Below are 15,484 nucleotides of genomic sequence, written 5' to 3' on the forward strand. Positions count from 1 at the left end.
CTCTTTGCCGGGTCTTCACCATGCGGCCGCAAGGCCTCCAGCAGGTTTCCGACGGCCTGGCAGCGGCCTCGGAGGGCGCGGGCCCGGGTTCGGTGAGGAGAGAGGCCGGATGCGTCCTCCAAGGCCACTCCTGGGCTCCTTTGCAGGTCGGGAGCATGGGCCGGTGCCCGCTCCGGGCGGCCGTACGGCATCGCTTCCGGCAAGCGAAGAGCCCGGGAACGGTTCGTTCCCGGGCTCCTGTCGAGCGGTCGTCCGGTTACTCCGGCGCGCCGCCGAAGCGCTCCTTGTACGACTCCAGGTCCTCGTCCGTGATCTTGGCGAAGAGGACCGGGGGAACGGTGAAGGGGGTGCCGGCCGGGAGGAAGGACAGGGCGCGGGCCTCGTCCGGCGTCACCCAGGTCGCCGTGTCGTCCGCGAGGGCGAAGGCCGAGCGCATCGCGCGGGCGGACGCCGGGATGAAGGGCTCCGAGACCACCGAGTAGAGGTGGATCAGGTTCATCGCCGTACGGAGCGTCAGCGCCGCGCCCTCGGGGCTGGTCTTGATCTCCAGCCAGGGGGCCTTCTCCTCCAGGTAGGAGTTGCCCGCGGACCACAGGGCGCGCAGCGCGGCGGCCGCCTTGCGGTACTGGAGGGCCTCCATCTGGGTCTCGTACTCCGCGAGCAGGCCCGCGATCTCCACGCCCAGCTTCGCCTCGGCCTCGCCGGCCTCCGAGCCCGCCGGGACCTCCTCGCCGAAGCGCTTCTTGGAGAAGGACAGCACGCGGTTGACGAAGTTGCCGAGGGTGTCGGCCAGGTCCTTGTTGACCGTGGCCGTGAAGTGCTCCCAGGTGAACGACGAGTCGTCCGACTCGGGGGCGTTGGCGATGAGGAAGTAGCGCCAGTAGTCGGCGGGCAGGATGTCCAGGGCGTGGTCCGTGAAGACGCCGCGCTTCTGGGACGTGGAGAACTTCCCGCCGTAGTACGTCAGCCAGTTGAAGGCCTTGACGTAGTCGACCTTCTTCCACGGCTCGCGCACGCCCAGCTCGGTGGCCGGGAACATGACGGTGTGGAAGGGCACGTTGTCCTTCGCCATGAACTGCGTGTAGCGGACCGGGTTCTCGCCGGAGTCCGCGTCGTACCACCAGGACTTCCAGTCACGGTTCTCGGCCTCGTGGCCGGACTGGTCGGCCCACTCCTTGGTCGCGCCGATGTACTCGATCGGGGCGTCGAACCAGACGTAGAAGACCTTGCCCTCGGCCGCCAGCTCGGGCCAGGTGTCGGCCGGGACCGGGACACCCCAGTCCAGATCCCGGGTGATCGCGCGGTCGTGCAGGCCCTCGGTCAGCCACTTGCGGGCGATGGAGGAGGCGAGCTGCGGCCACTCGGACTCGTGACGGGCCACCCACTCCTCGACCTCGTGCTGGAGCTTCGACTGCAGGAGGAAGAGGTGCTTCGTCTCGCGGACCTCCAGGTCCGTCGAGCCGGAGATCGCCGAACGCGGGTCGATCAGGTCCGTGGGGTCGAGGACGCGCGTGCAGTTCTCGCACTGGTCGCCGCGGGCCTTGTCGTAACCGCAGTGCGGGCAGGTGCCCTCGACATAGCGGTCCGGGAGGAAGCGGCCGTCGGCGGGCGAGTACACCTGACGGATCGCGCGCTCCTCGATGAAGCCGTTCTCGTTCAGGCGGCGCGCGAAGTGCTGGGTGATGTCACGGTTCTCCGGGCTTGAGCTGCGGCCGAAGTAGTCGAAGGCCAGCTCGAAGCCGTCGTACACGGCCTTCTGCGCGTCGTGCGCCTGCGCGCAGAACTCGTCGACCGGCAGGCCGCGCTCCTTGGCCGCCAGCTCGGCGGGGGTGCCGTGCTCGTCCGTCGCGCAGATGTACAGGACGTCGTGGCCGCGCTGGCGGAGGTACCGGGAGTACACGTCCGCCGGGAGCATGGACCCCACCATGTTGCCCAGGTGCTTGATCCCGTTGATGTACGGAAGGGCGCTGGTGATGAGGTGTCGAGCCATCGCGGGCTGCTCCCAGGTCGCTACGTGGGGCGACGATCGCGTCGGATTTCCGGTGGGCGGGTCGTCGCCGGTGAACCTTGAAATCGTAGCCGACATGGGTGGGCCGCCCGCTTCCCGTTTTAAGGCGTGGGAAGGGGCGGCCCGGTGGTGCGGTGTACGCGGGCGTACGGGTTACGGGCGCCAGTTCTCCAGGACGCCGTCGTAGACCTCGACGTCCGTCAGTTCACGCGGGGCCGGGCCCGCGTGGAAGAAGGCCGTGTTGCCGGTCTTCAGCTTCCGGAGGTAGTCGAAGGCCTTGTTGTCGTGCTCGCCGAAGGCGACGAAGGAGAAGAAGACACCCGGGTGGTCCTTCGCCGCGTCCGTGAGGGACTGGGTGGCGGGGGTCTTGGCGTCCGGGGCGCCGTCCGTCTGGAAGATCACCAGGGCCGGGTCGGTGGTGCCCGACCCCCGGTAGTGGGTGAGGACTTCCTCCACGGCGGCGTGGTAGCTCGTACGGCCCATGCGGCCGAGGCCGGCGTGCAGGTCGTCGACCTTGTTCTCGTGCTCGGCGAGCGTGAGGGCGCCGGTGCCGTCCAGCTCGGTGGAGAAGAAGACGACGTGGACGGTCGCGTCCGTGTCCAGGTGGGCGGCGAGGGCGAGGGCCTGTTCGCCCAGGGCCTGGGCGGAACCGTCCTTGTAGTACGCCCGCATGGACGAGGAGCGGTCGAGTACGAGGTAGACCTTGGCGCGCGTTCCGGTGAGGTCCCGCTTCTCGAGCGCGGTACCCGCTTCCTGGTACGCCGTGACCAGGGCCGGGGCTTCCGCCTTGACGTGGGCGGCCGTGACGGCGGAGGTACCCGGCGTCGCCGCCTCGGCCCCGCCCTCGGTCACGCCCCCCTGCGCCTCGGTGGCGTCCGCGTCGGCTTCCGCGTCGGCGTCCGCGTCGGCGTCGGCGTCGGCGGCGGCGGCGTCGGCGGCGTCCGCCTCGGCTTCGCCCTCGGCCGCGACCGGCTCCGCCTCGGCGACGTCGGCTTCCGCCTCGGCTTCGCCCTCGGCGTCCTCGTTCTCACCCGCACCACCCGTGCGGCTTTCGACGTCAGCCGCGGGTGCCACCTGCGGGGACTCGCCGCCGTCGGCGACCGCGGGCTCGTCCACCTGCGCGGCCACCGGAGTGACCTCCTCGGCGACGACCGGCTCGGCCTCGACGACCGGCTCGGCCTCGGGCTCGGCAACGGCGGCAGCCTCGGCTACGGGCGCGGTCTCGACGACCGGCTCCGCCTCCGCGGCTGCTTCCGCCTCGGCGACGGGCCCGGGCTCGACCGGAGCCGCAGCCTCGGCGACGGGCTCCGCCTCCACGACCGGCTCGGCTACAGGTTCGGCAGTGGCTTCCGCCTCAGTGGCGGTCTCGACCTCCGCCTCGGCGACCGGCTCGGTCTCGGTTCTGGGCTCGGCCTCCGCGACCGGCTCCGCCTCGGGCTGGGGCTCGACGGCAGCCTCGACCTCGACCTCAGTCGCGGCCACGGGCTCGGCCTCTACGACCGGCTCAGCCTCGGACTCGGTGACGGCCTCAGCCTCAGAAACGCCGTCCGTCTCGGCGACGGGCTCGGCGACGGTGGTCGGCTCCGTCTCGGCCTCAGCGACGGGCGCCGCCTCTACGTCGGGGGCGGCGGCCTCTGCCTTGACCTCGGCGGTCGATTCGACCTCGACCTCGGCCTCGGCCTCGGCCTCAGCGACAGCCTCCGTCTCGGCGACGGCCTCCGCCTCGGTGGTCGGCTCCGTCTCGGCGACCGGCGCCGCCTCCGCGTCGGGGGCGAGCTCGGCTACGGGCTCGGTCTCTGCCGCTGCGGGCGCCTCCGGGGTTTCCTCCGCCGGGTGCTCCGCCGCAGGCGTTTCTTCCGCAGTCGTCTCTTCCGCGGAAGGAGACGGGGTCTGCTTCGGCACCGTCACGTTGTCGAAGGCGGCCGACACCAGCTCGTCGACCACGGAGGGCGTGGGCTCGGACGCGGGAGCCGGGATGGTGGCCTCGGCCTCCGGTACGGGGGTGGAGGCCGGCTCGGCCTCCGGGGTGAGCGTCGGCTCCGCGGCGGGAGCCGGGACCGTCGCGGTCGACGTGGCCTCTCGCGAGGTCTCCGCGTCGGCGTCACGACCCTTGCGTGAGCGGCCGATCGCATTCCGCAGGAGAGTGAGAATGCCCATGTGCGCAACCCTTCGCGTGAGTTGATCCCGTCAATCCCTGGCCAGGACGGACACGTAAGGTTAGCGGCCATAGATGGTGATCTTCGGCAGGGGCGGCACACCGGACGACCGTCACGTCAACCCCCTTGCGGCGCCCACTGGTTCACTTTCCCGCCGCGGCGATTTGTCGGAATTAGGGGTCCCGTGACGCGCCCTCCCCCGGCATCACGCTTGTGTCAAGGGATCGCAACAGGAGGGTAAAGCCGGTCAGGGCTCCGGCACGGCCCGGCTCAGTGCGGCGAGGCGATCGCCCGGGCCGCCGCGACCTCCTGCCGAACCGGTTCGAGCACGCTGTCCGAGGGCCCGGTGAGGTCGGTGCGGACGGCGAAGAGCACGTCGGTCTCGCGCAGTCCCTCGGCCAGCTCCCGCAGCTGGCGCGCGATGGTGGAGATCTCGGCGGCGGACGGCTCGGCCGCGCCCTGTTTGACGCGGACCCGGGCGGCGGTCGTCGCGTCCACGATCCGTTCGACGGCGACGACGAGCGGCATCCAGGCGGCGGCGCGGCGCCCGTTCGGCGGCGGTTCGGTCAGCGCGCGCTGGAACTCCGTACGGATGGAGGACAGGTCGCGGTACAGGCGGCGCCTGCCGCGGGCGCGGGCCGCGGGCTCGGCTGCGTCCCCGAAGGCCAGCTCGACATAGCCGGCGGTGTCGGCGACCGCGTTCGCGAGCCGGTCGCCGACCCGGGCGTGCCAGCTCTCCGGCCAGAGGAGGTAGCCGGCCACCAGGGCGATCGCGCAGCCGATGAGGGAGTCGACGAGGCGGGGGACGATCAGCCCGGTGCCCTGGTGGTTGAGGACGTCGGACAGCAGCAGGATCACCGGGGTGATGGCGGCGGTCTGATAGCCGTAGCCGCGCGGGGTCAGGGCCGGGATGAGCGCGCCGAGCAGCATCAGCACGGGCACGTCCCACCAGCCGCGCGGCACGACGGTCAGTACGGCCGCCGCGACCACCAGACCGGCGACCGTGCCGAGCGCGCGCAGCAGTGCCCGGGAGAAGACGGAGCCGTAGTCGGGCTTCATGACGAACGTGATGGTGAGCGCCACCCAGTAGGAGCGCGGCACCGCGACGGTGGAGACCAGCACCTGGGCGAGGCCGATGCACAGGGCGAGGCGGGTGCCGTAGCGCCAGGAGGCGGCGGACAGCAGGACGTTGCGGGTGGCGCGGGCGGCGCGGACGCGGAGGGCGGCGGGCCGGCCGAGGCGGTCGTCGAGGCCGTGCGGGTCGGGGGACCGGTCCGTCACGACGCCGGCGGCGTGCCGCAGCGCGTGGTCGACGGCGCGCCCGGTCTCGTCGGCGGGGGCGGGCAAGCGCAGTTCCAGGGGGCCGGTGCCGCCGGTCTCGACGGTCTCGGCGATCCGTCGTACGGCGGCGGGGATCTCCGGGGGCAGCGGTTCGCCCCGCTGGTGGGCGGCGGGGGCGGCCTCGACGACGGGGGTGACGGCGTTCAGTTGGGCGAGCAGCCGGACGAGGTCGGGGCTGCGGCCGTGGTGGAACGCGCGCCGGGCGAGAACGACGTCGTACGACTCGTTCAGTGACCGGGTGACGGCGAGACGGAGACGTTCGTAGTCGTCGGTGCCGCTCGCGGCGAGCAGGTCCCCGACCGTGCGGTAGGTGCTCGCGACGGCGGACCGCTCCGGCACCCCCGAGCGCAGCGGCCAGGCGAGCAGGGTCAGGGCGAGGACGAGGAGCCCGCCGCCGGACATCAGCAGCGGGGCGAGCCACCAGGCGCCGGGCAGCGGGAGTCCGGCACCGATCACGCAGTTGAGGAGCAGCAGCAGGCCGGTGACGGAGGCGACGGCGCCGATCGACGAGATCATCCCGGAGACCAGGGCGACTCCGGTCAGGGTGGCGACGGCGACCCAGCCGTGCCCGAAGACCGCGGCGCCGATCGTGACGCCGATCGCGCCGAAGAACTGCGGGAAGGCGATGTTGAAGATCCGCATGCGGTACGCGTCCGCGGTGTCGCCGATGACTCCGGACAGCGCGCCCATGGAGGCCAGGGCGCCGTACGCGGGTTCGCCGTAGGCGAGGCCGACGGCGAGGGGGAGCGCCAGGGCGACGGCGGCGCGGGCCGCGGCGGCCCGGTTGACCGGTACCCGCTGCGGTTTGAGGTTCCTGACCAGCCAGTCGGGCGGGGTGAGGCCGATGGGGAACTCGCGGGACATGTACCGAGTATGGCGGTTTTCCGGGGCCGGCCTCCGGTTCGGCCCCGCTGGTGGGGGTTGCGCGGGTCCCCCGGTGCGAGGTGCGAAGTCCGGCCGACGGCGCGTTCCGCGGACTCGCGGCGGGTCAGGCGCCCACGCGTGTGGACTGCTCGGCCGGAGTCCGCCGGGGTGCCTCGGCGGCCCGCCGCCGGCGCGCGTAGGCGCCGGTCAGCGTGGCGGTCAGAGCCACTGTCAGACCCACGGCCAGCAGCAGCCAGCTGACGAACCGGAGGGTGTCGGTGAGGGCGTCGTACACGGCGCCCGCGGCCATGCGGGACACGTCGGGCGGCAGGTCGTCGAGGGTGAGCCTGCGGCCGACGCTGATCGCGCCACCGAGCAGGGCGGCGCCCAGTGCGGTGCCGAGGCCCGTGGCGAGGACCGCCCGGCGGCGGCGTACGGCGATGACGATCCCGACCGCCGCGAAGACGACCGACGCCACCGGCAGCCAGAAACCGGCGACTTCGAGCACGTGGAACCCCTTCCGGAGCCGGGCCAGGTCCTCGGCCTCCAGCACGGTGATCTCGGTGTGCTCGACGGGGATCCGGTTGGCCAACGGCATGTGGTCGTCGGCGAGCCGGCGCTTGACCCGCTCGGTGACGGGCGCGAGATCGACGGTCACCGCACCCTCGCGGTCCTCGCGCAGCGCCCGCATCACGGCGTCGTGCGCGGCCAGGTTGGCGGCCTCCCACGCGGTGCGGTACGCCTCGGTCTCGGTGAACGAGCGCACGGCGTCGGCCACGAAGTGGTTCACCGGTCCCTGGAGCCTTGGCCGTACGTGTACTTCGCGCAGGATGTCGTCGGTGACGCCGGCCGCGATGGCGGCCCGGACGTCGTCGTCGGCGGCGAGGGGCGCCATGGTGGCCTCGTACCGTCCGGAGTCGCCGAGCCCGTACGTCGCCCACGTCGACAGCGCGCCGAGCGGCGCGAGGAGGCAGGCGAGCACGATCAGCACGGCCGACAGAGCGCTCCGGACACGAGGGGACACGTCTTCAGGCAAGGCCTCCCGGCCGCCGTACGCGACCGGGCCGACTGCAAATGGGCGCATATGACAAGCCGAACGGGCTGCCGCCGCACTCGCGGAGACATGCCCCGGTCCCCGTCCGGTCCCCGTCCTCGTCTCAGTTTCTGCGGCGCCGCGCGACGACGAACAGGTTGCCGCCCGTGATCAGGGCGACCACGGCCCCCGCGGTCGCGTACCAGGGCAGCGCGCCGGTGCCCGTGTCGGCCATCGAGCCCTGCCCCGTGCTGTCCGAAGCCGCGGTGCCGGTGCCGGTGCCGGTGCCCGTGCCGGCCGAGGCGGAGCCGGAGGTGCCGCCGGATCCGGAGCTGCCGCCGGAGGAGGAGCCGCCGGAGGAGCCGGAGCCGTGGCCCTGGGAACCGTCGGCGGTCACCGTGATCGCCGCGGTGTTGTCCTTGGCGTTGCTGTCCTGGTGCGGCAGCGTCACCTTGATGGAACCGGGTGCGAGGTCGGCCGGCTTGTCGATGCGGAGGTCGAACACGAACGGCGTGAGCTGTCCGGCGTCGAAGTACGAGTCGTTCGGGTCCTGGAAACAGGTGTAATGCCTGCCGCCAGGCTTGCCCCAGTGCTTGTCGTTGTCCGACGAGTTCCGGTCGTCGTCCGAGCTGCAGAGGTGCGGGACCTTCACCGCCGTCGTGCCGGGTGGGATCGTCACGTGGGCCTCGGAGGAAGGGCCGTCCATGGGGCCTTCGCCGCGGTCGTACTGCTCGATGGAGGCGGGCCCGTTGTTCCGGACGCCCAGCTTCGCCTCCACCACCTGGCCGGCCGTGCCGTGGACGGTGGTCCCCAGCGCTTCGAGGTCGAAGGGGTTGTTCGTGTAGACCCAGCCGGTCCCGTAGTTCCGGTTGAACGGCTTGGGGCCGTCGGCCCGGGGAGTGACTTCCAACGCCCGCCCGGTGCCGCGGTGGACGTCGGTCAGATTCAGGTTCTTGTAGTCGTATCCGTCGGTCGTGCCGTACACGGCCACGGACCACCATTCGACCCTCGCGGTGCTGCCGACCTTCGCCGAGAAGTCGTCGAGGTCATAGGAGCCGCCCGCTGCGACCGGGGTCTCGACGTAGCAGCGAGCCCCGACGCCGGCGCCGGCGTGCCCTATGCGGCCGTACTCGCAGTTGCTGAACTCCTTGCTGAACGACAGCCCCTGGCCGACGCGCATGGCGATGTAGACGCCGTTCAAGGGCCGGGAACTGAAGTTCGTGAAGCCGAGTTCGGGACGCACTGTCTCGCCGGTCTTCAGCCGGGTGTCGCTGGGGGTGCTCCGGTCGAGGAGCGGGCCCATGTCCGGCACCTCCGCCTTGAGCGTCGTCCCGCCGAGCGTTGTGTCACCGGCTTCGGCGGAGATCCGGACGTCGCCCGTGAAACCGGGACGCGCGGTCGAGAGGGTCTGGAATCGCAGGGTAAGGCCATGCATGACGTCGCCTGGCTGAAGCGGTTTGCCGTAGTTCAGCTTCTCGCCGTCGCACACGTACAGGAGCTGCTGCTTCTCGACGCAGGCGGCAGGGGGCTCCAGGCTCATCTGGCCTTTGACGGCCGTGGCGTCGACCGTCACCGTGAAGTCCGTCAACTGCTGCGACCCGGTGTTGCGAGCGTGCAGGTAGGCGGTGGCGCTGTGATCTTGATACGGCTCCACCTGCAGCGGGTTGCCACCCTCGGAGACCGTGAACTCCAGTGTCTGCGCGGTCTCCGCGGCCTGGCCGAGGGAGGGCGCGCCCAGGGTCAGCAGGCCCGTCGCGAAGGCGGTGGCACCGGCCCGGAGGGCGTTACGGGGCAGAGGTCTCGGCACGGGTGCTCCTTCGGCGGACTTACGTTGAGGCGGACCGGCAATCCGATCGCCCACTCAGATCGCCGAGCGCGGGCAAAGGTTGTATGAACTCGACGTGTCTCGCGGTGTGCGCCCCGCCCTTCCTCTGCCTCGAGTGGGCAATGCTCCCCCACCCGGATGCCCTCCTGCCGCGACCCCCGGGCGCACGGGTGCGAGCAGCCTGGCTCGCCCCGTGCATCCCAGCGGCCCCAAGGACTTTGGCCGCTCAGGTGGAGCCCTCACCCGAACGGGTGTTTCCTGGATCTGGGGAAAAGGAGGCCGATATGCGCACCACCCCGGCCCTGCGGACTCTTGCCGCGGCCCTGCTCAGCGGCGGTGTACTGACCGTCGCGGCCGCCGGTACCTCCATGGCGGCGGCTCCGTCGGCGCACACCGGCAGCGGTGGCGGCTCCGGAAGTCCCGTATGGGGCACCGTCGTCTCCCGTGGAGAACTGAACCTGCGGCTTCAGCCCAGCACGCACTCGCCGGTCGTCGGCTCGCTCTCACCGGGCAGCCAGGACCGCGTCGAGTGCGCGGTGAGAGGGCAGAGCGTGTCCGGCGACACCAGCTGGTACTGGCTCGTCGGCGCCCATGCCTGGGCCAGCGCCGCCTTCGTCGACACCGGCGGCCGATGGGTGCCGAGTTGTTCGGACCCGTGCCCCGACCAGAAGGACGGGGTGTGGCACAACGCGCACTGGGACAACAACCGGAACCCGGCCGACGACCCCGGCTGGAGTGTGACCGCCTCCGGTTCCTGGACCTTCACCGTCTCCAGCGCGTGGAGCTGGACCGTGTCCGGCTCCTCCTCGAACTCCTGGGACTGGGTCCCAGGTGGCAGGTGAGTGGGTGAGTGAGGGAGACGCATGAGGCCCCGGCGGTCCGCCGGGGCCTCATGCGCTGTGAGCTGCTGTGGGGTGTGAAGTGCGAGGTGCGCGCAGTGAGCTGTGCGCTGTGGGCCGGGGGCCGGTCCGGCGTACCGCGACGTCGGACCGGCCCGGTACGGAGTCAGCGGGCCTTTCCCGTTCCGTCCTCGTGCGTGTAGTAGCGGTAGAAGGCCACCGCGAACACGCCCACCGCCACCGGCAGCGACATGAACACGGACCGCAGGACGGTCGCGTCGGTCTGGCTGTACAGGAAGCCGAACGCGCAGCCCGCGAACACGGCCCACAGCAGCGCGTGCATCTCGCGCCGCATCAGCGGAGCCACCGTGCGGACGCCCATGTAGGCCGCCGCGAACGCGATGGCGCACACGAAGCCGAACAGCACGTTCCAGCCCGTGACGGCACCTGCGTTCCGGTTGATGTTGGCGGCCCAGAAGCCGTAGATGAGCCCGCCGGCGACGGGTACGGCCCACTTCGCGATCGTGTGGGTCCGTTCCCCGAAGACGTCGGTCGATCCGGATGTACGTGGTGTCCCTGACACGGGTGCGGCTTGAGCCATGGAAGGACTCCTCTCTGCTCGCCCCCGCCTTCCAGGTCACACCTCGCCGAAGCCCCTGGCAAGTCGGGACGGCACCGCACCGAACCGCCACGGGACCCGCCCTCGAAACCGCCACGGCACCCGCCCGCGATAGGGCCACGGGACCCGCCACTCGCCCCTGACGGGCCCCCACCCGACCCCACGGGACCCGCCCCCCCCGAAACCGCCACGGCACCCCCACCGAAACCGCCACCGAACCGCCACGGCACCCCCCACCGCACGGCCGCGCATCCCCTTTCCCCCGCGTCGCCGGGATGCGGTGATCATGGTCGCGTGCTTCGCTGAGGTGCATGAAGCTCGTACTTTTTGGTGCCACCGGCATGGTCGGCAGCCGTATCGCCACGGAGGCGTCGGCGCGCGGACACCAGGTCGTCGCGGTCAGCCGGTCCGGACAGTCCCCGGCTCCCGGGGTCGCCGCGACAGCGGCCGATGCCTCGGACACGGCGAAGGTCGCCGAACTGGTGGCCGACGCGGACGCGGTGGGGTCGGCCTGTGTCCCGCCCCGGGACGGCTCGGATCCCCGCGAACCCTTCCTCGCCCTCAACCACTCCCTGGTGGAGGGCGTCCGGTCGGCCGGGGTGCACCGGCTCGTGATCGTCGGCGGCGCGGGCACCCTGGAGGTCGCGCCCGGTGAGGCCGCCTGCGACCAGCCCGACTTCCCCGAGGAGTACCTTCCCGAGGCGCTGGCGCACCGAGACGCCCTTGCCTACCTGCGGACCGACGTCGACGACCTCGACTGGACGTACATCTCACCCGCCGCCGAGATCGGACCCGGCGAACGCACGGGCGAATTCAGGATCGGCGGCGACCGCATGCTGACCGACCCGGAAGGCCACAGCCGGATCAGCGCCGAGGACTACGCCATGGCCTTCGTCGACCAGCTGGAGATGCCCATTCACCCGCACGGCCGTATGTCCGTCGCTTACTGAGAGCACGAACAAGGAGGCGGTACGGCGAGGTGGCCGACCGGAGATCCGTACTCGGCCGACTTCCGCACGCCGGGCCGCCCGACGCCGTCCAACGGCAGAAACCGCTGCGGATGCGCGGGCGCAACGTCGCCTGGGTGCCGCCGCTGCTGCTGCTCGTCGGTATCGCGCTGCTCGACGCGAACACCTCCGGGCGATTCCGGATCATCTCGTGGGTCGTGGTGGTCCCGGCCGTCGCCGCGGCGATCTGCGGGGTGCTGGGCACGGTGGCCCTGGGGCTGATGTCGCTGTGCACCTACAGCGTCGTGGACACGTCGTGGCCGCACCAGTACCAGACGGGCCTGCCGGATTTCGTCCTCGTCGTGGCGGGCGGCGTCCTCGCCACCCTCGCCTGCTCCCTGCGCGTGCGCGGTGAGCGGCGCATGCTGCACATGCGGGATGTCGCCGAGACGACCCGGCGTACGGTGCTGCGCCCGATGCCGCCGGGCTGGGGCGGCCTGGACCACGCGGCCGTCTACCTCACCGCCGACAGCGAGGCCAGGGTCGGCGGCGACTTCTACGACATCCAGCCCGGCCTGCACGGCACCCGGCTGCTGCTCGGCGACGTGCAGGGCAAGGGACTCGCGGCGGTGGAGGCGGCGGCCGCGCTGCTCGGAACGTTCCGCGAGGCGGCGTACCACGAGCGGGTACTCGACACGGTCGCCGGGCGGCTGGAGGTCCGGATGCTGCGGCACGTCCGTTACTGCGCGGCGGTCGGCCGCGACGAGGGCGACCGTTTCGCGACCGCGGTCCTGGTCGCCTTCCCCGAGGACACGCCGAGCACCGTCGAGGTGATCAACTTCGGCCACGAACCCCCGCTCGTGGTCACCGCCGACGGCGTACGCAGCCTGCCGCCCGGGGACGGACTCCCGCTGGGCCTGAGCGAGTTGACGCTCGCGCCACCGCCGGTGCTCCGGGTCCCGCTCACTCCCGGCGAGACGCTGCTCCTGGTCACGGACGGGGTGACGGAGGCGCGTGACGCGGCGGGTGAGTTCTTCCCGCTCCGCGACGCCCTCACCAAGGCGCTGGCGCGCGACCCGCGCACGGCGGAGCCGCATCTCCTCGTACGGTTCGTGCGCGACGGCACCCTGGACCACTGCGGCGGCCGGCTCGCCGACGACACGACGATCTTCGCCGTACGGCGCCGGGCGCGCGGCGAGCGCGGGACGTGACCGGGGCGGCCGAGGCGGACTTCGGGGCCCGCGGCCGGGCCGGGCGTCAGCACTCTTCGCGTCCCCCCTTTGCATGCGCAGCCGTTACGGTGCTGAGGTACCTGATCGATGGGGGAGGGAACCTATGCCCGGAACCGTGCTGCTCCTCGCTGCTTCGCCGGTGGGCAAGGGGTGCCTGGTGGACGCGGCGTCCGTGCTCCCCGTGCTCGCGGCCGTCGCCCCGCCGGTGCTGTCGGGCACCGACACCGCGAACGTCGTCGAACTGGCCGACCCGTTGGAGCCGCAGGCCGTGCTGACCCGGCTGCGCGCGGCGGCGACGGCTCCGGGACCGCTGACGATGTTCGTGACGGGACAGCTCCAACTGGACCGCCGCCAAAGGCTTCCGCACCTCGCGCTGGCCCGCACCACCCCGGCGACGGTCCGCTACACGGCCTTCCCCTGGCACTGGGTCGCCGAGGAGCTCCGGCTGCGCCCGGCGGGTTCGACGACCGTGTTCATCGACCTGCACGCGGACGCGGACACCTGGGAGTTCCTCGCCGGGCGCCCGCTCACCGTGGGCCCGGCGACCGCGCTGTACGGCCGCGTCGCCCCGCCGCCGCCCCGTCGTACGGTGGCACAGCCGGCCTACATGAAAGCCGTCGCCGCCCTTCTGCGCAGCGGCCACCGCCCTCCTCTCCTCCAGCTCCACCAGCAGGCCCTGGCGAGGACGACGGGCGAGGAGGCCGCCCGGCCAGGGGCGGCGGACCTGGTGTTCGAACCCCGGCAGTCGTGGGCCGGGCAACCATGGCCCCCGGCGCCGGGGTTCACGACCGTGACGTCTCCGCCGCGGACCCCGCCGCCCCCGCCGGTTCCACCGACCGTGCCGTCTGCGCCGCCCGTGATTCTCCCCGGCCAATCGGCTCAGCCCGTGAGTTCCCCGCCGTCCGATCCCCACGAGGAGATCACCGCCGCAGTCCGGGACGGCCGGCACGACGAGGCCCTCGCGCTGGCGGGGCGGCGGGAACGGGAGGCGCTGCGCGCGTACGGGTACGGCTCCGAGCAGGTGCTGCACTGGATGGAGGTACGGGCCGACCTGGCGATGTTCGCGGGGGACCCGGAGCGCAGCTGCCGCGGCTGGCTCGCTGTCGCGGGGACCCGGCTGGACGCCGGGCAGGCGCCGGACGCCCCGGAGGTGGAGTCGGCCGTGGACCGCGCGCACCACCAGTGGGGCCGTATCGGCGACCCGGCACGGGCCCGCGAACTCGGCGCGGAACTGGCCCGGTTGAGGCTGCGCGTGCCCGGCCGCAGGGAAGGCGCCCTCGACCACGTGCGGCAACAGCTGCGCCAGTTGCAGACGCAGAACTGAGTCCGCTGGGTTCGCGCCCGCGGGCCCGCGTCCGGGGGGAGTTCAGCCGCCGGCCGACAGCGACGCCAGCGCCCCCGACACCAGGGTCCGTACGCCCGGCGCGACCGTGCTGAGGTCGGGGGCGAAGTGCGGACTGTGGTTGCTGGGCACGGCCGCGAGCCGGGTCATGAGGTCGTCGCCGCCCGGGGCCGCGTTCCACACGTCGGCCGGGGTGCTGGTCACGAACCAGTAGGAGTAGGGGATCCCACCGGCCGCGAGCCGTGGGAAGTCCTCGCTGCCCATGGCCGGACCGGGGTCGAGGATCGTCCCGGCACCGAAGACCTCGCCGTGCACGGCGGCGATCCGCCGGTCGGTCTCGGCGTCGTTGACCGTCATCGGGAAGTCGCTGCCGACGGTGATCTCCGGTTCGCTCGGGCAGCCGGCCGCCGCGCACTCGCCCGCCGCGACGCGCCGCACGGCGGTGATCATCCGCTCCCGGACATCCTGTGACTGGGTCCGCAGGTTCAGGGCGATCCGGGCCTCGGACGGGATGATGTTGTGCCGGGTGCCGGCCTCGATCCGTCCCACCGTGAGCACGGCCGACTCCCGGGCCGCGATCTCCCGGCTGACGACCGTCTGGAGCCGCGTCACGATGTACGCCGCCGTCACCACCGGGTCGATCGTCGCCTCGGGCCGCGAACCGTGCCCGCCCCGTCCGTGCACGACGATGTCGATGTCGGTCGAGGCGGACATGATCAGGCCCGGGGAGTGCGCGTACAGCCCGGCGGGGCCGGGGGCCGCATGCTGGGCGAGCAGGACGTCGGGCCGAGGGAAGCGTTGGTGCAGCCCGTCCGCGACCATGCGGGCCGCGCCCTCGCCGGTCTCCTCGGCGGGCTGCCCGACCAGCACCAGCGTGCCGGACCAGGTGTCGCGCCCGGCCGAGAGTGCGTCCGCCGCCCCGGTCAGCCACGTGACGTGCAGATCGTGACCGCAGGCGTGCATGACCCCGTCGGTCCCCGAGGCGTACGGCAGCCCGGTCTCCTCGGCGACGGGCAGCGCGTCCATGTCGGCGCGCAGCAGGACGGTGGGCCCGTCCCCGTTCCGCAGCACGCCGACGACGCCCGTACCGCCGACGCCCTCGGTCGTGTCGTACCCGGCCTTGCGCAGCCGTTCCGCGAGGGCGGCGGCCGTACGGTGTTCGCGCAGCGACAGTTCGGGATGCCGGTGCAGGTCCCGGTAGAGGTCCTCCAGGGCCAGGACCGGGAGGTCGGCGGTGAGGTCCAGCGCGGTGCGAGCGGCTGTAGAGGTCACCCGGCC

Annotated in this window: 11 protein-coding genes; 4 read left to right on the forward strand and 7 right to left on the reverse strand. The window is 72.4% G+C overall.

Annotated features, from left to right (window positions below):
* Positions 1 to 256: 256 nt before the first annotated feature.
* The 5 genes from metG to ACFYW8_RS13320 form a co-directional block, all read right to left on the reverse strand.
* Positions 257 to 1,990 carry a methionine--tRNA ligase gene (gene metG / locus ACFYW8_RS13300; RefSeq protein ID WP_389072171.1) on the reverse strand — a complete coding sequence of 578 codons (1,734 nt, stop codon included), beginning with the start codon at positions 1,988 to 1,990 and terminating at the stop codon, positions 257 to 259.
* Positions 1,991 to 2,161: 171 nt separating this feature from the next.
* Positions 2,162 to 4,165, reverse strand: a complete 2,004-nt coding sequence (locus tag ACFYW8_RS13305; RefSeq protein WP_389072176.1) for a VWA domain-containing protein — start codon at positions 4,163 to 4,165, stop codon at positions 2,162 to 2,164.
* Positions 4,166 to 4,434: 269 nt separating this feature from the next.
* Positions 4,435 to 6,369 (reverse strand): FUSC family protein, encoded by a 1,935-nt coding sequence (locus tag ACFYW8_RS13310; protein WP_389072181.1) that lies wholly within the window; start codon positions 6,367 to 6,369, stop codon positions 4,435 to 4,437.
* 124 nt (positions 6,370 to 6,493) lie between these two features.
* Entirely contained in the window at positions 6,494 to 7,393 is a 900-nt protein-coding gene (locus ACFYW8_RS13315; RefSeq protein ID WP_389072186.1) for a hypothetical protein, read from the reverse strand.
* A 133-nt stretch (positions 7,394 to 7,526) separates the two neighbouring features.
* Positions 7,527 to 9,209 (reverse strand): hypothetical protein, encoded by a 1,683-nt coding sequence (locus ACFYW8_RS13320; RefSeq protein WP_389072191.1) that lies wholly within the window; start codon positions 9,207 to 9,209, stop codon positions 7,527 to 7,529.
* A gap of 302 nt (positions 9,210 to 9,511) precedes the next feature.
* Between ACFYW8_RS13320 and ACFYW8_RS13325 the strand changes: the two genes are divergently transcribed.
* The gene (locus tag ACFYW8_RS13325; protein ID WP_365869249.1) at positions 9,512 to 10,069 is read left to right on the forward strand and encodes an SH3 domain-containing protein; all 558 of its coding nucleotides are present in this window, start codon (positions 9,512 to 9,514) and stop codon (positions 10,067 to 10,069) included.
* Positions 10,070 to 10,232: 163 nt separating this feature from the next.
* Here the strand turns inward: ACFYW8_RS13325 and ACFYW8_RS13330 are convergent, their stop codons facing one another.
* On the reverse strand, positions 10,233 to 10,667 hold the full coding sequence (locus ACFYW8_RS13330; RefSeq protein WP_389072198.1) for a hypothetical protein: 435 nt from the start codon (positions 10,665 to 10,667) through the stop codon (positions 10,233 to 10,235).
* 329 nt (positions 10,668 to 10,996) lie between these two features.
* Here ACFYW8_RS13330 and ACFYW8_RS13335 point away from each other — a divergent pair, with 329 nt between their 5' ends.
* From ACFYW8_RS13335 to ACFYW8_RS13345, 3 genes are all read left to right on the forward strand, one after another.
* Complete coding sequence (locus ACFYW8_RS13335; protein ID WP_389072203.1) at positions 10,997 to 11,635, forward strand: NAD(P)-dependent oxidoreductase; 639 nt, start codon at positions 10,997 to 10,999, stop codon at positions 11,633 to 11,635.
* A 110-nt stretch (positions 11,636 to 11,745) separates the two neighbouring features.
* Positions 11,746 to 12,843 (forward strand): PP2C family protein-serine/threonine phosphatase, encoded by a 1,098-nt coding sequence (locus ACFYW8_RS13340; RefSeq protein ID WP_389072559.1) that lies wholly within the window; start codon positions 11,746 to 11,748, stop codon positions 12,841 to 12,843.
* A 124-nt stretch (positions 12,844 to 12,967) separates the two neighbouring features.
* The gene (locus tag ACFYW8_RS13345) at positions 12,968 to 14,188 is read left to right on the forward strand and encodes a hypothetical protein (protein ID WP_389072206.1); all 1,221 of its coding nucleotides are present in this window, start codon (positions 12,968 to 12,970) and stop codon (positions 14,186 to 14,188) included.
* Positions 14,189 to 14,230: 42 nt separating this feature from the next.
* On the opposite strand, the gene ACFYW8_RS13350 is transcribed toward ACFYW8_RS13345, so the two are convergent.
* A complete protein-coding gene (locus ACFYW8_RS13350) occupies positions 14,231 to 15,478 on the reverse strand; it encodes an amidohydrolase (protein ID WP_389072210.1) in 1,248 nt (415 codons plus the stop codon).
* Positions 15,479 to 15,484 lie beyond the last annotated feature (6 nt).

The organism is Streptomyces sp. NPDC002742 (assembly GCF_042888885.1).
GTDB lineage: Bacteria > Actinomycetota > Actinomycetes > Streptomycetales > Streptomycetaceae > Streptomyces.